The organism is Klebsiella sp. CN_Kp104 (assembly GCF_040064515.1).
GTDB classification, from domain to species: domain Bacteria; phylum Pseudomonadota; class Gammaproteobacteria; order Enterobacterales; family Enterobacteriaceae; genus Klebsiella; species Klebsiella aerogenes.
This window is the reverse complement of sequence record NZ_JBEAII010000040.1, coordinates 80,348-99,166: the sequence shown is the minus strand read 5'-3', so window position 1 is coordinate 99,166 and position 18,819 is coordinate 80,348. Positions and strand designations below refer to the sequence as shown.

Below are 18,819 nucleotides of genomic sequence, written 5' to 3'. Positions count from 1 at the left end.
CGGGGCTACAGCGCTGTGCGATTTGGTAGCCCGGATTAGCGCAGCGCAATCCGGGGATCTGCTCGTTTAGCGGCGAACCGGCGCGTCGCCGGCGACATAGTAGGCCGCGGTGCTGCGCGGTAACGGCTGACGCCCGCGAATGGCATCGGCCATCTTCTCGCCAATCATGATAGTGGTGGCGTTCAGGTTGCCGGTAATAATCTGCGGCATAATCGACGCGTCGACGACTCTCAACCCTTCCAGACCGTGGACGCGGCCTTCTCCGTCGACCACCGCCATGTCGTCGTACCCCATCTTACAGGTGCCGCACGGGTGGAACGCGGTCTCGGCGTGATTACGCACAAACTCATCTAACTCTGCATCGCTCTGGCACTCAACGCCAGGACTGATTTCGCGCCCGCGATATTTATCCAGCGCCGGCTGGTTCATGATTTCGCGGGTAATACGGATGGCGTCGCGGAACTCCTGCCAGTCCTGGTCGCTCGACATATAGTTGAACAGGATTGCCGGATGGGCATGCGGATCGCGCGATTTCAGACGCACGTGACCGCGGCTTGGTGAACGCATCGAGCCAACGTGGCACTGGAAACCATGCTCTTTAACCGCATTGGATCCATTGTAGTTAATCGCCACCGGCAGGAAGTGGTACTGAATATTCGGCCAGGCGAATTCCTCGCGGCTGCGGATAAATCCGCCCGCTTCAAACTGGTTGCTGGCGCCGATCCCGGTGCCGCCGAACAGCCATTCCGCGCCGATTTTCGGCTGATTCCACCATTGTAGCGCCGGGTACAGCGATACCGGCTCTTTGCACTCGTACTGCAGGTACATCTCAAGATGGTCCTGCAGATTTTCACCGACGCCGGGCAGGGCGTGGACCAGCGGAATATCAAACTGGCGCAGGAGTTCCGGATTGCCGACCCCGGAACGCTGCAGAATCTGCGGCGAGGCGATGGCGCCGGCGCACAGCAGCACTTCTTTATTGGCCATTGCTTTCGACGGTGCGCTGCTGTCGCCTTCCAGCCACTCGACGCCAACGGCGCGTTTGCCGTCAAAAATAATGTGATCGGTCATGGCATGGGTGCGGATGGTCAGGTTCGCGCGGCTGCGGGCCTGATCGAGATAGCCGCGGGCGGTGCTGGCACGGCGCCCTTGTGGCGTCACGGTGCGATCCATCGGGCCAAACCCTTCCTGCTGATAACCGTTGAGATCGTCAGTACGCGGATAGCCCGCCTGCACGCCGGCTTCCACCATTGCATGAAACAGCGGGTTATTATTCTGTTTCGGCGTAGCGACGCTCACCGGGCCGTCGCCGCCGTGATAGTCGTTAGGGCCGATGTCGCGGGTTTCCGCTTTCCGGTAATAGGGCAGGCAGTCCAGGTAGCTCCAGTGTTCCAGCCCCGGCGCGGCGGCCCAGTTATCAAGGTCCATGGCGTTGCCGCGGATATAACACATGCCGTTAATCAGCGAGGATCCGCCGAGCCCTTTACCGCGTCCGCACTCCATGCGGCGGTTGTTCATATACGGTTCCGGTTCGGTCTCATAGGCCCAGTTGTAGCGTTTGCCCTGCAGCGGGAAAGCCAGCGCGGCGGGCATCTGGGTACGGAAATCAAAACGATAATCCGGGCCGCCCGCTTCCAGCAGCAGGACGGTGGTGTTGGGATCTTCCGTTAAACGCGTCGCGAGGACGTTGCCAGCGGAGCCGGCGCCAATAATGATGTAGTCAAACTGCAAAAATGACCTCCTGGTTAAAATATGGATTGAAACTGACCCATCTCAACCTGGATGGATTTCACTTGGGTGTAGCTTTGTAGCGTCATCACGCCGTTTTCTCGGCCAATGCCGGAGTGCTTATAGCCGCCGACCGGCATTTCCGCCGGCGATTCGCCCCAGCTGTTGATCCAGCAAATGCCGGCTTCCAGCTGGTGGATGATGCGGTGAGCGCGGTTCAGATCCGGCGTGACGACGCCAGCAGCAAGGCCGTACTCGGTGGCGTTAGCGCGGCGAATCACTTCCGCTTCGTCGTCATAGCTAAGAATCGACATCACCGGCCCGAAGATCTCTTCGCGCACGATAGTCATGTCGTCGGTGCAGTCGGTGAAGACCGTCGGAGCGACCCATGCGCCATTATCGAAGCCTTCGCCTTTCAGCACATCGCCGCCGCACAGCAGGCGAGCGCCTTCGCTTTTGCCGCTCTCGATATAGCGCAGGACATTCTGCCGATGCGGGAAGCTGACCAGCGGGCCGAAATTGGTATCATCGGCAAACAGGTCTCCGGCGCGGATACGGCCCACGCGCTCCAGGATCTTGTGTTCAAATTCGGCTTTAAACTTCGCGGGCACAAACACGCGGGTGCCGTTGGTGCAGACCTGTCCGGAGCTGTAGAAATTGGCCATCATGGCGATATCGGCGGCGAGGTCGAGGTTGGCATCTTCCGCGATAATCAGCGGTGATTTACCGCCCAGCTCCATGGTCACCTCTTTTAAAGAAGAGGCGGCGGAGTTGGCCATGACTTTTTTGCCGCTGGCGACACCGCCGGTGAAGGAGATTTTGGCGATATCCGGATGCTCAGTCAGGTACTGGCCGGTTTCGGCGCCGATTCCCGGCAGGACGTTGAAGACCCCTTCCGGTAGACCCGCTTCGCGGTAGATTTCCGCCAGCTTCAGCGCGGTGAGCGGAGTGACTTCGCTCGGTTTAAAGATCATCGCGTTACCGGCGGCCAGCGCCGGGGCCGATTTCCACAGCGCTATCTGGATCGGGTAGTTCCAGGCGCCAATACCGGCCACCACGCCAAGCGGCTCGCGGCGGGTGTAAACAAAAGAACTGTCGCGCAGCGGGATCTGGCTGCCTTCCAGCGCCGGGATCAATCCGGCGTAGTACTCCAGCACATCGGCGCCGGTCACGATATCGACGGCGGCGGTTTCGCTCAGCGGTTTGCCGGTGTCAAGCGTCTCCAGACGCGCCAGCTCATCGTTACGTTCGCGCAGGATATCAACCGCTTTACGCAGGATCCGCGAGCGCGCCATCGCGCTCATCGCCGCCCACACTTTTTGCCCCTGTTGGGCGCTTTTTACCGCGCGGTCGACGTCGTCACGCCCGGCGGCCTGGACGGTTGCCAGCACTTCCCCAGTGGCAGGGTTGATGGTCTCGAAAGTTTTACCGCTGGTGGCGGCGACAAACTTGCCGTGAATATAAAGCTGCTGTTCGGCCATTCGGGACATGGTTTCCTCCATTATTGCGAAGTCGGTGGCAGATACTGACTGATGAAATGGTCGGCGAGGGTTTCGGCACGCGTTTTGTCGAGCGGTTTACCGCTTAACGCCGCCCGCAGCCACAGGCCGTCGATCAGCGCCGCCAGACCGTAACCTGCTTCCTGCGCCTGCTCGCGGGGTAGCTGACGCTGAAACTCATACACGATGTTCGACAACAAACGCTTACTGCTGACCTGCTGCAGGCGATAGAGCATCGGCTGATGCATACTGCTGGCCCAGAAGGCGAGCCAGGCCTTCATCGCCGCGCCGCTTATCTGGCTGTCATCGAAATTGCCGGCGACGATGGCCCGCAGACGTCGTTCAGCGCTGGCGCCGGGCAGCGCCCGCAGCCGCTGTAACACCGCATGGCGTAGTTGGCCGGTGATGTCGCGCATCGTCGCTTCCAGCAGTCCGTTTTTATCCTTGAAATAGTGGCTGATGATGCCCGTCGATACGCCCGCCCGGCGGGCGATCTGCGCGATGGTGGCGTCATGCATGCCGACCTCATTAATCGCCGCCAGCGTGGCGTCGATCAGCTGCCGCTGACGTATCGATTGCATCCCCAGTTTTGGCATTTCCCGGACCCCATTCATCAGATTTGTTTATCTATTAAAGCGGTTTTTGATTGGACGTTCAATATAAAATGTGTCTTAATTGTTGCCGATTTGCTTTTTAATAGTTGCAATAAATGTAAGGAGAATGGATGACAGACCTTTCGCCGAGCAGAGAAAAGGACAAAATCAATCCGGTGGTTTTTTACACTTCCGCAGGACTGATTTTGTTGTTTTCCCTGATGACTATCTTCTTCAGCGATTTTTCCGCGGCCTGGATTGGCCGTACCCTGAACTGGGTTTCTAAGACATTTGGCTGGTATTATTTACTCGCCGCCACGCTGTATATCGTGTTCGTCGTCTGTATTGCCTGTTCGCGCTTTGGCTCGGTGAAGCTGGGGCCGGAACACTCGAAGCCGGAGTTCAGCGTGCTGAGCTGGGCGGCGATGCTGTTTGCCGCCGGTATCGGCATCGACCTGATGTTCTTCTCGGTCGCCGAACCGGTCACGCAGTATATGCAGCCGCCGGAAGGGGCGGGGCAGACTATGGAAGCGGCGCGCCAGGCGATGGTGTGGACGCTATTCCACTACGGCCTCACCGGCTGGTCGATGTACGCCCTGATGGGAATGGCGCTGGGATACTTTAGCTATCGTTATAATTTGCCGCTCACCATCCGCTCCGCGCTCTATCCAATCTTCGGGAAAAAGATTAATGGCCCCATCGGCCACAGCGTCGATATCGCCGCGGTGATCGGTACGATTTTCGGCATCGCCACTACCCTCGGTATCGGCGTGGTGCAGCTCAATTACGGTCTGAGCGTGCTGTTCCATATTCCTGATTCCCTGGGAGCAAAGGCGGCGCTGATTGTATTGTCGGTGATTATCGCCACCATTTCGGTGACCTCCGGCGTGGATAAGGGCATTCGTATTCTTTCCGAGCTCAACGTGGTGCTGGCGCTGGGGCTGATCTTATTCATTCTGTTTATGGGCGATACCGAGTTCCTGCTCAATGCGCTGGTGTTGAACGTCGGGGATTACGTCAATCGCTTTATGGGAATGACGCTGAACAGCTTTGCCTTCGACCGCCCGGTTGAATGGATGAATAACTGGACGTTATTCTTCTGGGCCTGGTGGGTGGCGTGGTCACCGTTCGTCGGTCTGTTCCTGGCGCGTATTTCGCGTGGGCGTACCATTCGCCAGTTTGTGGTCGGTACGCTGATTATTCCGTTCACCTTCACCCTGCTGTGGCTGTCGGTATTCGGCAATAGCGCGTTATATGAAATTATTCATGGCAATGCAGATTTTGCCGCCGAGGCCATCGCTCACCCGGAGCGCGGTTTCTATAACCTGCTGGCGCAGTATCCGGCGTTCACCTTTAGCGCCTCGGTCGCCACCATTACCGGCCTGCTGTTTTACGTCACCTCAGCGGACTCCGGCGCGCTGGTGCTCGGCAACTTCACTTCGAAGCTGAAGGATATTAATAGCGATGCGCCGAACTGGCTGCGCATCTTCTGGTCGGTGGTGATTGGCCTGTTGACCCTCGGTATGTTGATGACTAACGGCATCTCCGCGCTACAGAACGCGACGGTGATCATGGGGCTACCGTTCAGCTTTGTGATTTTCTTCGTGATGGCGGGGTTATATAAGTCATTGAAGGTGGAAGATTATCGCCGCGAAAGCGCCAATCGCGACACTGCGCCGCGCCCGCTGGGCGTGCAGGATCGTCTGAGCTGGAAAAAGCGCTTGTCACGCTTAATGAACTATCCCGGTACGCGCTATACCCGCCAGATGATGGAGACGGTGTGCTTCCCGGCGATGGAAGAGGTGGCGCAGGAGCTGAAGCTGCGCGGCGCTTACGTTGAGCTGAAAAGCCTGCCGCCGGAAGAGGGCGATAACCTTGGTCACCTCGATCTGCTGGTGCATATGGGCGACGAACAAAACTTCGTCTACCAGATTTGGCCGCAGCAGTACTCGATTCCTGGTTTTACCTACCGGGCGCGCAGCGGCAAATCAACCTACTACCGTCTTGAGACTTTCCTGCTGGAGGGGAGCCAGGGCAATGACCTGATGGATTACAGCAAAGAGCAGGTGATCACCGATATTCTCGACCAGTACGAGCGACACCTGAACTTTATTCATCTACACAGGGAAGCGCCGGGGAATAGCGTCACCTTCCCTGGAATGTAAAACTTTCTTTTGCCAGGGCGTCATGTAATAAATGACGCCCTGGTTTCTGGCGGTCTGGGAGCAGAACTTTGGCTTAATGCTGCTGCCCTAAAATGACGGCTAACTGTAGCTGCGCGGTTAATCGTGGATCGCATTCCCACTTACCATCAGTTTTCGTCAGGTCAAGATTCAGGACGCTCGCGTAGGTATTATCAAATAATTTAGCAGCCCCTCTTTTGAACTGGATTTCGACAGGACAATTTACAGTCTGAGTATTTTTACTGTCAGATTTACATTTTTCGAGCTTCTTGACTTTTACAAATGCTAATCGATTAATGTTATTGGCTCTATATTTTGCTGCGCCGTTAAGCAGGGCATCAGTAGCCTTAAAACGCGCGGATATTGCCGCTGAAATATCATCTTCAGAAGGCTGGTTTGTATCATCACATCCTGAAGTGATGAGGCAAGACATAGCTAAAAGAGTCACGTAGATTAATTTACTCATTTTCATTCCTTTGTTTGATATATTTTTATGATAAATATATATCTACCATTGATTTGTTTTGTTAATTATTATCATCCATGAACCAGATTTCGCTGATGTTATCAGTTGTTGTATTAGTCGACCAGAGAAATCTGGCAAGAGAGTGGGCGGGTTATAAATGTTAGTTTTAAATAATAATTGTGTTATCTCTAATATTAGTGCAGCTAACGGCTTTAATTAATAATTGACAATTCAATGCACTATTTGTGATTATTTATTTTTTTTGTCTGCGTTATTACTGGTTGTCATATAGTCATGGGATATATCTACGCTTAAATATGGTTATTTGAAAATAATGGAATGAAGCAATGAGTCCTCCAGGATTGCATACTGTGGCGACAGCGATATTTCGTTTCTAAACTTGCATAAACCGCGCTATTAACAATCATTACATGAGAAATATAATGGGAAAATATTCAGGGATCATCATTTGGGGGCCATTCTATGCCATGATGGCTGCGGTTATCTTCTGTTTTTCCAGAGGTTTTTTCCTCTACTGGATGATCAAAAGGGATCCTGTAGCGACCCGCGCCAGTATCGTGACTTACTACCCTAAAACGCCAAACGATCGTGGTGAGGTGAGTATTGTATTAACGTATAGCTTTAGTGCCGAAGGTAAAATTTATAGTAAGGCCAATCAGTTTATGACTATTAATACGGTGGATCTCGATAAGGTTTATGTGGGAAAAGAGGTACCCGTGATCTACTACCGGGCTAATCCTAAGTTCAGTCAGTTAGATTATTATCATCAGGAGTTAAGACAGAGATGATAACCTTTGTGAAGGGAATAACAGCAGCCAGGTAGGCCCGGCTCCTGTTGTAGTATCAGAGACAATAAATAGCCGATAACTATTTCGCCGCCAGCTCCCGGCGAATAATTTCCGCCCCGGCGCTTAGCGCATGTAGCTTACCGCCGGCGACCTGACGCGATAACGGCGCCATGCCGCAGTTGGTTGATGGATAGAGCTTGTCGGCGTCAACGAACTGCAGGGCTTTGCGTAGCGTGCTGGCCACCTCTTCTGGCGTCTCAACGGCGTTGGTCGCCACATCGATTGCTCCGACCATCACTTTCTTGCCGCGGATGAGTTCCAGCAGGTCCATCGGTACGCGCGAGTTGTGGCACTCCAGCGAAATAATATCGATAGAGGAGGTCTGGAGTTTCGGGAACGCCTCTTCATACTGGCGCCATTCGGAGCCGAGCGTTTTTTTCCAGTCGGTATTGGCCTTAATACCGTAGCCATAGCAGATATGCACGGCGGTTTCGCATTTCAGCCCTTCAACGGCTCTTTCCAGCGCGGCGATCCCCCAGTCATTGACTTCATCAAAGAAGACGTTAAACGCGGGTTCATCAAACTGAATAATATCTACCCCGGCGGCTTCTAATTCCCGGGCTTCCTGGTTGAGAATTTTGGCAAATTCCCACGCCAGCTTTTCACGGCTTTTATAGTGATTGTCATACAGCGTATCGATCATCGTCATTGGCCCAGGCAGGGCCCATTTAATCGGTTTGTTGGTGAGTTGACGCAGGTATTTTGCATCTTCCACAAACACCGGCTGCTGGCGCTCGACGGCGCTGACAACGGTCGGCACGCTGGCGTCATAGCGGTTGCGAATTCTCACCGTTTGCCGTTTCTCAAAATCGACGCCGCTGAGATGTTCAATAAAGGTGGTGACAAAGTGCTGACGCGTCTGCTCGCCATCGCTGACGATATCAATGCCTGCGCGCAGCTGATCGTCGAGCGATAAACGCAGCGCATCGCGCTTTCCTAATACTAACTCTTCATTCTGTAATTTCCACGGTGACCACAGCGTCTCGGGCTGCGCCAGCCAGGTCGGTTTCGGTAAACTGCCTGCGGTGGATGTCGGGAGCAATGTTTTCATACAGGTGACCTTTATTTTTTTATGATTTAGAGAGCGTAATGAGCTGACCATTGCTCAAGAATATGCTGGTACGGCTTAATAAACTGTTGTTCGGTAAATTTGCCCTGTTCAATCGCCAGGCGGCTGCGCTCTTCGCGGTCATAAACAATCCGGGTCAACGAATGATCCTGATTATTCAGGTTCGGCTGATAGCACTGCCCGGCCGCGGAGTTAGCGTTATAAATTTCCGGGCGATAAATCTTCTGGAACGTCTCCATCGTGCTAATGGTGCTGGCAAGCTCAAGGTTGCTGTAATCGCTGAGCAGATCGCCCGAGCAGAAGAAGGCCAGCGGCGCTACGCTATTGGCCGGCATAAAGTAACGCACCTGCAGGCCCATCTTATTGAAATAGGCCTCGGTCAGCGCCACGCCATCCTGCTGGTACTCGACGCCGAGAATAGGGTGCTGATTGCCGGTCCGGCGATAGGTATGCTTATTGGATACGCTCAGGCAGATGACCGGCGACTTTTTAAAACATTCATGGTATTCGGCAGAGCGTATGAAATGTTTGAAAATATTGCCATGCAGAACGCCATAATTTTCCGGCACGCTGAATGTTGCTTTATCTTTATTATATTCCGGCAGTAATACGCTAAAATCATAATCGCGCACATAAGAGGAGAAGTTATTCCCAACAATACCTTCGATTCGCGCGTTGGTGGCTTTATCAATAATATTGGTTTGCAGAATCTCAATCACCGGGAATGCCGCATTCTGGCCGTTATCGCTAATATTCATTTCGACCGAGATGATATCGAGCTCGACGGAGTAGCGGTCGCCGTTCGGGTTGTCCCACTGCACCAGGTTATTAAAGCGATTATCAATCATTGCCAGCGCATTGCGCAGGTTCTGCTGACGGTTTTCGCCCCGCGCCAGGTTGGCAAAATTGGTGGTAATACGCGTATTTTCCGCCGGGTTATAGTGTTCATCAAAACGACTACGTTTAATCGTAAAGGTAAAGTCTGTCATCGTCTCTTTCCACCCTGGGTTCTGATATAAAAATGCAGGTATTTCACATTCCCAGAATGACCTTGCGATTTATCTGGATTTATTATTCAGTAGCATTCATATTGTCTGCAGTTGCTGAAGACTATTTTTGCCAGAGTCATTGAATGAGTGAAAGAGAGTTAATTTCAATACTGCATGAGCCATCTTCATGATCCATCATGTGCTCTGCATAGATGTGCAAGATGGCTTAAGAAAATAGCGCCGGGAGAGGTGCGTGCGGAAAGAAAACGCCCCGGCTTATGCATCGTTAGCCGGGGCAAGACCGGTTTTACCAGCAGACAAACCCACCGTCGACCACCAGATCCACGCCGGTGCAGAATGAGGCGGCGTCGCTGGCGAGGAACAGCGCCGGGCCGGCCATCTCTTCTACCTTCGCCATGCGCTGCATCGGGGTCTGGCTTTCAAACTCGCGGGTCTGATGCACCATCTCCGGGCGGGTATTCATCGGCGTGGCGGTATAGCCGGGGCTGATGGCGTTGACGCGGATCCCTTTATCAACCCACTCCATGGCCAGGCTTTTCGACAGATGAATAACGCCGGCTTTCGAACAGTTGTAATGCGCCTGATCGAGGCCGCGGTTCACGATAATCCCCGACATCGAGGCGATATTGATAATCGACCCGCCGCCGGACTCCAGCATCAATTCCGCTTCTGCTTTGCAGGAGTTCCATACGCCGGTGAGGTTGATATCGATAACCCGCTGCCACTGCTCGCTTTCCATCTCCAGGGCCGGATTGGCGTTGGCGATACCGGCGGCGTTAACGGCGATATCGAGGCGGCCATAACGGCTTTTGGCCAGCGCAACGGCGGCGCGCAGGTCGGCAAGCTGGCGGACATCGCCGGTATAAGAACACGCCTGGCCGCCGATGGATTCAATATGGCTGACCGTTTCCGCCAGCCCGCCGTCGTCGCGAAGATCAAAACAGACCACCCTCGCGCCGGCGCTGGCGAGTGCGCAGGCGATGGTTTGGCCGATACCGCTGCCGGCGCCGGTCACGAAAGCGACGCGCTCCTGCAGGTTAAACAGCTGCTGTGCAAAGTCTTTGCCGATCATAGTCATTACTCTCTTCAATATAGTGTCGAACGTCGGGAGTGCGGTTTCCCGGATGGCGGCGCGTAGCGCCTTATCCGGGCTGCAGGGATTACGACATAATCAAACCGCCATCGATATTGATGGTCTGCCCGGTGAGGTAACGTGCATCGTCGGAGGCGAGGAAGGCCACCAGCCCGGCTACGTCTTCCGGCTTACCGGCGCGCTTCATCGGGATCCCTTCGACCCATTCCGCCATCAGTTCGCCCTTGCCGTAACGCTTTTGCTCGGTGCTGAGAATTTCTCCCCACACGCGATCGTTGTAATCCCACATTTCGCTTTCAATAATGCCGGGGCAGAAGGCGTTGACGGTGATGTTCCACGGCGCCAGTTCGTGGGCCAGGCTTTGGGTAATACCGATCACGCCCATTTTGCTGGCGGCGTAGTGCGGCGTGTAGATAAAGCCCTGACGCCCCTGGCCGGAAGAGGTGTTAATCAGGCTGCCGTGGTTCTGTTTCACCATATATTTAGCGGCCTCGCGGCAGCACAGCCACACGCCGGTGGTGTTAACCGCGAGCACTTTTTCAAAATCGGCTTTTGGCATCCGATCGTAGTAATCGATGGTGATCACCCCGGCGTTCTGAATGGAGACGTCAATGGTGCCGAAGCGCGCGGCGGCCTGCTCATACAGCGACTGTACCTGGGCTTCGTCGGTCACATCGACCTGCAGCGATAAAATATCCGCCTGATAGCGCTGACGCAGGGTTTCGGCGGTCTCGTGAACGCGATCGGCGTTGGAGACCATCACCAGATTAGCGCCGTCGCGGGCAAAGCGCTCCGCAATACCTGCGCCGATGCCGCGGCAGGCGCCGGTGATAACCACCGTTTTATTATGGAAATCTCGTTGCATATTTTTTCCCTTTCGATAAGCCGGGCGCCAGGCCCGGCGGAATACGTGTATACGGTTGCCGATTAGCTGGAGGTGGCGCCGTTCGGCGGGATGGCGGCCAGCTTCTCTTCGTGGCGGCGCATCAGAATGACTTTGTTCTGCAGCTTCTGCTGGAACTGGTCGACGACAACGGCGGTGACGATCACCAGGCCCTTAATGACCATCTGCCAGAAGTCGCTAACGCCCATCATCACCATGCCGTCGGCAAGGAAGACGATCACGAAGGCGCCGATAATAGAGCCGGTCACCCGGCCGCGGCCTCCTGCCAGCGCGGTTCCGCCGAGCACGGTGGCGCCGATGGCGTCCATCTCAAACATATTGCCGGTCATCGGGTGCGCGGTTTGTAGCTGGGAGGCGACGATCAAGCCGACGAAGGCGGCGCACAAGCCGGAGAAGGCGTAGACGAAAATTTTGGCTTTGACGATCGGTACGCCGGCGAGGCGAGCGGCGGATTCGTTGCCGCCGATAGCGTAGATGTAGCGACCAAGCGGCGTTTTGGTGGTCAGCCAGTAGCCCAGTACCAGGAAGCCGATCATCAACCAGATCGGCAGATAAAGTCCAAGCAGGGTACCGGAGCCCAGCGTGGCGAAACCGGTATTGCCCAACGCTTCCATGCCGTTGAGGTTCGGGTAGGTGCTGCCGTTGTTAAACAGCAGGGCGGAGCCGCGGGCGACGTACATCATCCCTAAGGTGCAGATAAACGGCGCGACGCCGAAGCGGGTAATTACCGCGCCGTTAATCAGCCCCACCAGCACGCCGAAGACCGCGACGCAAAGGATCACTTCCGGGACGTTAAAAAATATGATGTCGCCGTTCCATAGCGGTAGCCCGTTGGTCAGCAACGCGCCCGCGACCATCCCGCAGATACCCGCCACCGCGCCGACGGACAGGTCAATGCCGCCGGTGAGGATCACCAGCGTCATACCGATGGCCAACAGGCCGGTAATCGCCACGTGCTGGGTCATGATCAGCAGGTTAGAGGCGGTCAGGAAGTTCGGTACCATCACGCTGAAGAATGCGATCACCAGCAGCAGGGCGATGAAGGTTCTGGCCTTCAGCAGGTACATATAAATCATATATTTCTGGTTCATGATGGATTCCAGCCTGATTAATCTTGAGGTGTTGAAGCCGCGATTAACTTTTCGCGGGTCACCGCATGGCGCGGTAAATCGGCGGTAATGCGGCCATCGGCCATCACCAGGATGCGGTCGGCCAGCGCCATCACTTCATCCAGCTCCGAAGAGGAGAACATGACCGCCAGCCCCTGCTGGGCCATTTTGCCGATCAGGTGATAGACGTCGGTTTTTGCGCCGACGTCGATACCGCGCGTCGGTTCGTCGAGGAACACCACCTGCGGCTGGGTCATCAGCGCCTTACCCAGCACCACTTTTTGTTGATTGCCGCCGCTCAGCGAGGTGATGGGCAAATTGGCGTCGCTCACCTTGATAGCCAATTGCTGAATCATTTCTTTTACGCAGGACTCTTCTTTCTGCGGATTCAGCCAGCGCCAGGCGCGGCGAAAACCCTGCAGGCTAAAATCAGAGAGCGTCATGTTGGATTGAATCGACATCATCTGCACCACGCCTTCGCCCTGACGGTCTTCCGGCACCAGCGCCAGCCCCTTTTTCAGACGGTGTTGAAAGCGAGATTTGCCGATGCTTTCGCCGTTAAGATGTATCTCGCCGTTCTGGCAGGGCATCAAGCCAACCAGCCCTTTAAACAGCTCGGTGCGCCCGGCGCCCAGCAGGCCGTAAATGCCGATCACTTCGCCTTTGCTGAGGGTAAAGGTGACATCATTGAGTTTGTAGCCGCCGCTCGGATGCAGCGCGGTCAGCCCCTTGACGTCAAGCACCGCGTTGCCTTTTGGCGCGGGCTGATAATCAAAGTGCTTTTTCTTATCGCCGACCATCTGCTCGATGATCCACGGCACGCTGGCGTCGCTGACGTTGCGCTCGCTGATAAAGCGACCATCGCGGAAAATGGTGATGTTGTCGCCAATCTCCATCAGCTCTTCGAGGCGATGCGAAATATAGATAATGGTGACGCCGCGGCGCTTAAGCTGCTCGATGACCTTAAACAGCACTTTGACCTCGGACTGGCTCAGCGCCGAGGTGGGTTCATCCATAATCAGCACGCGGGTGTCTTTTGATAGCGCACGGGCGATTTCAACCAACTGCTGATGGCCAATCCCCAGTTCGCCCAGCTGCGTGTAGGGATCGACGTCGAGCTCCAGCCGCTCCAGTAGCGATTTGGCTAACGCATATTGATATTTTTCGTTGATGCGTCCTTTCTGAAAGAATTCATTAGCCATGAATATGTTGTCCATCACATTCATATTGGGGAATAAATTCAGTTCCTGGAAAATAATGCTGATGCCGAATTTCTCTGCCTGATGGGTAGAGTTTAAAGTCACCGCCTCGCCATCGAGAATAATTTGACCGGAGGAGGGCGTTTCAACGCCGGCAAGCATTTTCATCATGGTGGATTTACCCGCACCATTTTCTCCGATCAGAACGTTAACCTTATTTCGATAGACCCGGTAATTCACGTTATCCAGCGCGGTCACGCCGGGATAAATGCGCGAAAGGCCACGGGTTTCGATAATCACTTCAGATTCGACTGGTTGGGGAGCGACGATATCTTGCGGCGTCATATTATTGACCTCCCGGATGAACGATTTTCGCCGGGGTGATTTCCGGAATAGTTTGTGGAATATCCCAGGCCGAAAAGACGCCATACACTTCTACGTTGTCGCCGGTTTTCAGGTTGGCCGCCTGAATCATTTTGACCGCCTGACTATTAATATTTTTGCTGTATTCGCCAAACAGCACCTGGTCGTTAAAGTCCTGGTAGCTGGCGCCGCGGTAACCGTCGCGCAGCAGGGTGCCGCGCAGGGTAGGGCCAATCTGCACCACCACATTACCGATGCTGCCGTCGGCGAGGGTCATCTTGCCGCTACGCGAGGCGCTATCCAGCTTGCTGACGGCGCCTGTCACCTTAACGTAAAAGATGCACGGGTTTTCGTCCTGGGCGCGGTAGCCCAGCGCTTTGCAGGCGCTATCGATATCTTTTTGCGCCTTCAGCGCGCTCATCAACTCCGCCGCCGGGCGGGCGTTGGCGACCACCTGCGGCACGATGCTCTGCTGCCAGGTTTTATCGATGTTCGCCATATGCGGATTGGGCGGGGATTTCAGGTCTGCCAGCTCCTGCTGCGAGACGATGCGGCAGCCGCCAAGCGCCAGAACGGCCAGCGCGAGACAGGTTTTCTTGTACATAATGCTCTCCTCTGCGCCCCCGCAGGGGCGCAACCACCCGAACTCAGGACTTGATGTTGAAGTCCTGAACTTTATCTGCGTTATCCTGGGTAATCAGAATGCCGCGGAACATCACGCGCTGCTTCGCCGGCTTCTCGCCTTTTTGCAGGTAGTTATCCAGATCGGTAACGCCCTGGGCGGCGATGGCCTGCGCCTGGAGCATCACGGTCGCCTGTAGCGTACCGGCCTTCACCGCATCGCGTTCGTCGTTGCTACCGTCGATACCGACGACGATCACATCGTTACGATTGGCCGCTTTTAGCGCCGCGATGGCGCCAAGGGCCACCGGGCCGTTACCGCAGATCACCCCTTTGACATCCGGGTGAGCCTGGAGAATGCTATCCATTATGCGTTTGCCGTCGATCAGGGTGCCTTTGGCATCCTGTTTTGCCACGCTGACCATATCCGGGTACTGGTCAATCACCTGGTGGAAGGATTTAGAACGGGTGACGCAGTTATTATCGGCGAGGTTGCAGGTCAGTTCGGCGTATTTGCCTTTTTCCGCCATTTTCTCAACAAATACGTTGGCGACTTCTGAACCGGCCTGGAAGTTATTGTGGGTAATTTGTTCCAGCGCGACATCATCAACCGGAATTTCACGGTTAATTAATACCACCGGAATGCCCGCTTTTTTGGCTTTTTCAATGGCGGCGACGCTGGCGGTGGAGTCGGCGTTATCGAGAATAATCCCCTGCACCTTTTTACCAATGGCGGTATCAATCAGCTCATTTTGCTTTTTGACATCTTCGCCATGCGAGAGCACGGTCGTTTTATAGCCGAGGGCTTGCGCTTTTTCGCTGGCGCCTTTGGCTTCCGAGGCGTAATAAGGGTTATCCAGCGAGTTAACCATTATCATAATGGTGCCTTTTTCGGCGCTATGCGCGGCAAAGGAAAAGGCAGTCAGGGTCGCAGCGGTTAAAAGAGTTAAACGTAATTTCATGACTCTGTTCCTATATTTTTATATTCGAACAAATGAGCCCCTGAGCGGGCAGGATTTTACGGTCTGAAATTTCCCCAGAATAAATTCGGGGGTGCGATACATCGTTATGGGCCGGGGTTCTCCTGTAGTGGGTTAATAAGGTTCGTCGCTCAATCTGACGCCGATGGGCATCAGGCTGGCGAATCCGGTTTCCATAATGTTCTGTTTACCGCATGGCGCCACTCCCGCCAGCGCTGCTGTAGTCGCTGGTGGCGGGCCATGTCGGGTTGAAAAGCGCTGTGTTCGGTTAAAAAGGCTTGCAGGTCGGCGGTCTCGCCCGGAGTGAGGGCTTTGCGGGCGAGTAGCGCCGCGCCGATGGCGGACAGCTCCGGGATATCGCTGCGCATTACCGGGCAGCCGAGCAGGTCGGCCTGATATTGCATCAGCCAGTTGTTGTTGGTTGGGCCGCCGTCGACCATTAACGCCGTCAGGGTGAATTCATTGTGGTGGCGCATCGCCGCCACCACGTCGGCGATTTGGTAGGTAATGGATTCCAGCGCGGCGCGGATCAGGTGCGCGCGCTTGACCCCGCGGCTAAGGCCGCAGATTACCCCGCGGGCGCTGTCGTCCCACCAGGGCGCGCCGAGCCCGGTCAGCGCCGGCACGAAGTAGACCCCTAAGGTCGAATCGACGGAGGCGGGCAGGGTATTCAGCTCGTGGGCCAAATCGGCTGCTGAGAGTTCGCTCAGCCCGGTGCTGTCAGCCATCCATGCTACCGCATCGCCGGTATGGGAGATGTTACCTTCCAGCCCCCACACCAGTCGGTCGCCATCGTGCCAGGCGACGGTGGTCGCCAGGGCCGCAATATCGCACTGGGCCGATTTGACCGGCGCCATCACCGAGGAGCCGGTGCCGTAAGTGGCTTTCACACAGCCAGCTTCGCCAAGCGCGTGGCCGAAGAGCGCGGCGTGGGAGTCGCCAATCATCGCCATCACCGGAATACCGTCGGGGATCGCCGCCAGCCCTTTGGTGTAGCCGAAGAGTCCGCTCGACGGTTTAATCTCCGGCAGCGCCGCGCGCGGAATACCAAACAGCGTCAGCATTTCGTCATCCCACTCGCCGCGGTGCAGATTCAGCAATTGGGTGCGGGCGGCGTTGGAATAATCGCAGAAGAAGGATTGTCCGCCGGTTAAATTCCACAGCAGCCAGCTGTCGATAGTGCCGAGGCAAATCTCGCCGCGCGCGGCAAGCTGATAACCATCGGGAGTGGCGTCCAGCAGCCAGCGCATTTTGGAGGCGGAAAACAGCGGCGCAATCGGCAGGCCCGTGGCGTGCTTAATGCGCTGCTCCTGACGATCGCGACGCAGCGTGTCGCAGAACGCGGCGCTGCGGGTGCACTGCCAGGTGATAGCGGCGTTAATGGGTTCGCCGCTGGCGCGATACCAGCCGATGGCGGTTTCGCGTTGATTGCTGATAGCCAGCGCCGCAACGTTTTCCGCGCCGACGTGAGCCACCGCTTTGGCGATCACCGCCAGCGAGGCCGCCATCAGCGCCTCGCCGGATTGTTCCACCCAACCTTCGCGCGGGGTTTGGATCGCCAGCGGCTGCGAGAACTTGACGCTAACCTTGCCTTTGCCGTCCAGCACCACGGCTTTCGCGTTGGTGGTGCCTTCATCAAGCGCAATGATGAACTCTTTGGCTGTCGCCTGCATATGATGCTCTCCTCGGTCACCCATTGTCCTGGAACGGCGGAAACAGAGATGGTCTCCGGCCATTGCATGCGTCTATGCAGGCCATGATGTGACATATCGTTATCGCTTTTTAATCACTGAATATATATTCGATAGTGATTATTTATTTGATACCTTAAGCCACAAACCCGGTGATGGGCTACCTGAAAAATCATCAATTGTGCTGGCAATCACATTTCGCAGATTGGGAATATGACACGAAGGTGGGGAGGGTAGTTGTTTAATGCATTGAATTATAATGAGTTATTTTGCAATCCCTGTTGCTGAAAAACAGCCTCAGGGATTGACGAGGCATAAAACTGCGGAGGATTAGTCGCTAACCAGTAGTCTGGCGGTGGGGTAATCGGTGATTAAAACATCGATATAGCCGCCGGTAAGCGCGCCTTTAATTGCCGCGACTTTGTCGGTGCCGCCGGCCAGCGCGACCACGTTCGGACATTTTTTGACTTTCTCCAGCGCCATGCCGATCACCGGATCTTCATCTTCGCGTAACACCGGCTGGCCGTATTTGTCGTAGTAGTGCAGGCAGATATCGCCAACCGCGCCGCGTGCCGCCAGCACCTGCAGCATATCTTCGTGATAATAGTTACCCGACGTTTTCAGCAACTGGGAAGGTTCGAGAATTCCAATGCCGACAATGGCGATATCGACCTCGTCAAAGCGTGAAACCACGTCGGCGACATCTTTGCTGGCCAGCAGGCGATTGCGCTCTTCCATGGAGCCTTCGATGCTCTGCGACGGCAGCAGCCAGGCATCGCAGTTAAGACGCTGGGCCAGCGTCTGGGTGAGGATCGTCGCCTGCACGTTGCCGTTGGGCCCGACGCCGCCAAGCAGTTGGATGACGCCGCTGGCCTTCAGGTTTTGCGCGTGGACCTCATCAACCATCGCGCGGATGGTCGAACTCCATGAAGAGACGCCAATCAGATCTTTTGGCCGCAGGCGGGTTTCCAGGTAGTGCGCGGCGGCGGAGCCAATCGCCCGCTTGATGGTATGGTCGCTGGCCTCTTCTTCGGTATCGACCACCACCGCCTGTTTTAGCCCGTAGCGATCCTCAAGCCCCTTTTCGAGATTGAGAAAGATATTCGATGGCTGCACGACGCTGATTTTGACGACGCCCTCTTTTTGGCAGCGGGTAATCGCACGAGAGACAAATGACTGAGACAGCGAGAGAAGTTGGGCGATATCAGACTGCTTTCGTCCTTCCAGATAGTAAAGCGTGGCAATCTTCACCAATAGCCGTTGTTCATCCTGCTTAGCCATATTTATCCTCGTAAATCATTTATCGCCTTTCTTCAGGCGTTTAGCTGCAGCCATTATCGTAGTGACTTCTATCATACGCGAAAAAAAATCACACTTAAGTGTGATGGTGGTCAAATTTTTACCACTCATCAAAATCGACTATGGACAAAAACAAAACAGTC

Annotated in this window: 16 protein-coding genes; 2 read left to right on the top strand and 14 right to left on the bottom strand. The window is 55.2% G+C overall.

The genetic code is table 11. The features are described from left to right. Positions 1 to 66: 66 nt before the first annotated feature. From betA to betI, 3 genes are read right to left on the bottom strand one after another with little or no spacing between them, the layout of a single operon-like run. Complete coding sequence (betA, locus tag ABLU80_RS21180; protein WP_047063626.1) at positions 67 to 1,731, bottom strand: choline dehydrogenase; 1,665 nt, start codon at positions 1,729 to 1,731, stop codon at positions 67 to 69. 14 nt (positions 1,732 to 1,745) lie between these two features. Beyond that, entirely contained in the window at positions 1,746 to 3,218 is a 1,473-nt protein-coding gene (gene betB / locus ABLU80_RS21175) for a betaine-aldehyde dehydrogenase (protein ID WP_260841662.1), read from the bottom strand. An 11-nt stretch (positions 3,219 to 3,229) separates the two neighbouring features. Next, complete coding sequence (gene betI, locus ABLU80_RS21170) at positions 3,230 to 3,823, bottom strand: transcriptional regulator BetI (RefSeq protein ID WP_015367796.1); 594 nt, start codon at positions 3,821 to 3,823, stop codon at positions 3,230 to 3,232. A 128-nt stretch (positions 3,824 to 3,951) separates the two neighbouring features. Here betI and betT point away from each other — a divergent pair, with 128 nt between their 5' ends. After that, complete coding sequence (betT, locus tag ABLU80_RS21165; RefSeq protein ID WP_015704693.1) at positions 3,952 to 5,985, top strand: choline BCCT transporter BetT; 2,034 nt, start codon at positions 3,952 to 3,954, stop codon at positions 5,983 to 5,985. A gap of 73 nt (positions 5,986 to 6,058) precedes the next feature. Here betT and ABLU80_RS21160 read toward each other — a convergent pair whose 3' ends face one another. Next, entirely contained in the window at positions 6,059 to 6,469 is a 411-nt protein-coding gene (locus ABLU80_RS21160) for a hypothetical protein (protein WP_047081053.1), read from the bottom strand. Between the two features lie 443 nt (positions 6,470 to 6,912). Here ABLU80_RS21160 and ABLU80_RS21155 point away from each other — a divergent pair, with 443 nt between their 5' ends. Further along, the gene (locus ABLU80_RS21155) at positions 6,913 to 7,278 is read left to right on the top strand and encodes a hypothetical protein (RefSeq protein ID WP_260841664.1); all 366 of its coding nucleotides are present in this window, start codon (positions 6,913 to 6,915) and stop codon (positions 7,276 to 7,278) included. A 79-nt stretch (positions 7,279 to 7,357) separates the two neighbouring features. On the opposite strand, the gene ABLU80_RS21150 is transcribed toward ABLU80_RS21155, so the two are convergent. From ABLU80_RS21150 to ABLU80_RS21105, 10 genes are all read right to left on the bottom strand, one after another. Further along, the gene (locus ABLU80_RS21150) at positions 7,358 to 8,389 is read right to left on the bottom strand and encodes a methionine synthase (protein ID WP_015704695.1); all 1,032 of its coding nucleotides are present in this window, start codon (positions 8,387 to 8,389) and stop codon (positions 7,358 to 7,360) included. Between the two features lie 26 nt (positions 8,390 to 8,415). Continuing rightward, entirely contained in the window at positions 8,416 to 9,396 is a 981-nt protein-coding gene (locus ABLU80_RS21145; RefSeq protein WP_047081055.1) for a DUF1852 domain-containing protein, read from the bottom strand. 307 nt (positions 9,397 to 9,703) lie between these two features. Beyond that, the gene (locus ABLU80_RS21140) at positions 9,704 to 10,489 is read right to left on the bottom strand and encodes an SDR family oxidoreductase (protein WP_047081056.1); all 786 of its coding nucleotides are present in this window, start codon (positions 10,487 to 10,489) and stop codon (positions 9,704 to 9,706) included. Positions 10,490 to 10,577: 88 nt separating this feature from the next. Continuing rightward, positions 10,578 to 11,375 (bottom strand): SDR family oxidoreductase, encoded by a 798-nt coding sequence (locus tag ABLU80_RS21135; protein ID WP_320944413.1) that lies wholly within the window; start codon positions 11,373 to 11,375, stop codon positions 10,578 to 10,580. Positions 11,376 to 11,437: 62 nt separating this feature from the next. Then, a complete protein-coding gene (locus tag ABLU80_RS21130; protein ID WP_348850446.1) occupies positions 11,438 to 12,505 on the bottom strand; it encodes an ABC transporter permease in 1,068 nt (355 codons plus the stop codon). Between the two features lie 17 nt (positions 12,506 to 12,522). Further along, on the bottom strand, positions 12,523 to 14,067 hold the full coding sequence (locus tag ABLU80_RS21125; RefSeq protein ID WP_046884120.1) for a sugar ABC transporter ATP-binding protein: 1,545 nt from the start codon (positions 14,065 to 14,067) through the stop codon (positions 12,523 to 12,525). A 1-nt stretch (position 14,068) separates the two neighbouring features. Next, a complete protein-coding gene (locus tag ABLU80_RS21120) occupies positions 14,069 to 14,689 on the bottom strand; it encodes a DUF2291 domain-containing protein (protein WP_058674156.1) in 621 nt (206 codons plus the stop codon). 43 nt (positions 14,690 to 14,732) lie between these two features. Beyond that, entirely contained in the window at positions 14,733 to 15,668 is a 936-nt protein-coding gene (locus ABLU80_RS21115; RefSeq protein ID WP_015367786.1) for a D-ribose ABC transporter substrate-binding protein, read from the bottom strand. A gap of 170 nt (positions 15,669 to 15,838) precedes the next feature. Then, positions 15,839 to 17,359 (bottom strand): FGGY-family carbohydrate kinase, encoded by a 1,521-nt coding sequence (locus ABLU80_RS21110; RefSeq protein WP_348850445.1) that lies wholly within the window; start codon positions 17,357 to 17,359, stop codon positions 15,839 to 15,841. Positions 17,360 to 17,707: 348 nt separating this feature from the next. Beyond that, positions 17,708 to 18,658 (bottom strand): sugar-binding transcriptional regulator, encoded by a 951-nt coding sequence (locus tag ABLU80_RS21105; protein ID WP_015367784.1) that lies wholly within the window; start codon positions 18,656 to 18,658, stop codon positions 17,708 to 17,710. Between the last annotated feature and the right edge of the window lie 161 nt (positions 18,659 to 18,819).

Excerpts from the sequence above, each read along its gene's own strand:
- ABLU80_RS21125 (WP_046884120.1), bottom strand. The coding sequence starts at position 14,067 with ATGACGCCGCAAGATATCGTCGCTCCCCAACCAGTCGAATCTGAAGTG.
- betI (WP_015367796.1), bottom strand. The coding sequence starts at position 3,823 with ATGCCAAAACTGGGGATGCAATCGATACGTCAGCGGCAGCTGATCGAC.
- betB (WP_260841662.1), bottom strand. The coding sequence starts at position 3,218 with ATGTCCCGAATGGCCGAACAGCAGCTTTATATTCACGGCAAGTTTGTC.
- ABLU80_RS21140 (WP_047081056.1), bottom strand. The coding sequence starts at position 10,489 with ATGATCGGCAAAGACTTTGCACAGCAGCTGTTTAACCTGCAGGAGCGC.
- betT (WP_015704693.1), top strand. The coding sequence starts at position 3,952 with ATGACAGACCTTTCGCCGAGCAGAGAAAAGGACAAAATCAATCCGGTG.
- ABLU80_RS21120 (WP_058674156.1), bottom strand. The coding sequence starts at position 14,689 with ATGTACAAGAAAACCTGTCTCGCGCTGGCCGTTCTGGCGCTTGGCGGC.
- ABLU80_RS21115 (WP_015367786.1), bottom strand. The coding sequence starts at position 15,668 with ATGAAATTACGTTTAACTCTTTTAACCGCTGCGACCCTGACTGCCTTT.
- ABLU80_RS21135 (WP_320944413.1), bottom strand. The coding sequence starts at position 11,375 with ATGCAACGAGATTTCCATAATAAAACGGTGGTTATCACCGGCGCCTGC.
- ABLU80_RS21160 (WP_047081053.1), bottom strand. The coding sequence starts at position 6,469 with ATGAGTAAATTAATCTACGTGACTCTTTTAGCTATGTCTTGCCTCATC.
- ABLU80_RS21130 (WP_348850446.1), bottom strand. The coding sequence starts at position 12,505 with ATGAACCAGAAATATATGATTTATATGTACCTGCTGAAGGCCAGAACC.
- ABLU80_RS21105 (WP_015367784.1), bottom strand. The coding sequence starts at position 18,658 with ATGGCTAAGCAGGATGAACAACGGCTATTGGTGAAGATTGCCACGCTT.
- ABLU80_RS21155 (WP_260841664.1), top strand. The coding sequence starts at position 6,913 with ATGGGAAAATATTCAGGGATCATCATTTGGGGGCCATTCTATGCCATG.
- ABLU80_RS21150 (WP_015704695.1), bottom strand. The coding sequence starts at position 8,389 with ATGAAAACATTGCTCCCGACATCCACCGCAGGCAGTTTACCGAAACCG.
- ABLU80_RS21110 (WP_348850445.1), bottom strand. The coding sequence starts at position 17,359 with ATGCAGGCGACAGCCAAAGAGTTCATCATTGCGCTTGATGAAGGCACC.
- ABLU80_RS21145 (WP_047081055.1), bottom strand. The coding sequence starts at position 9,396 with ATGACAGACTTTACCTTTACGATTAAACGTAGTCGTTTTGATGAACAC.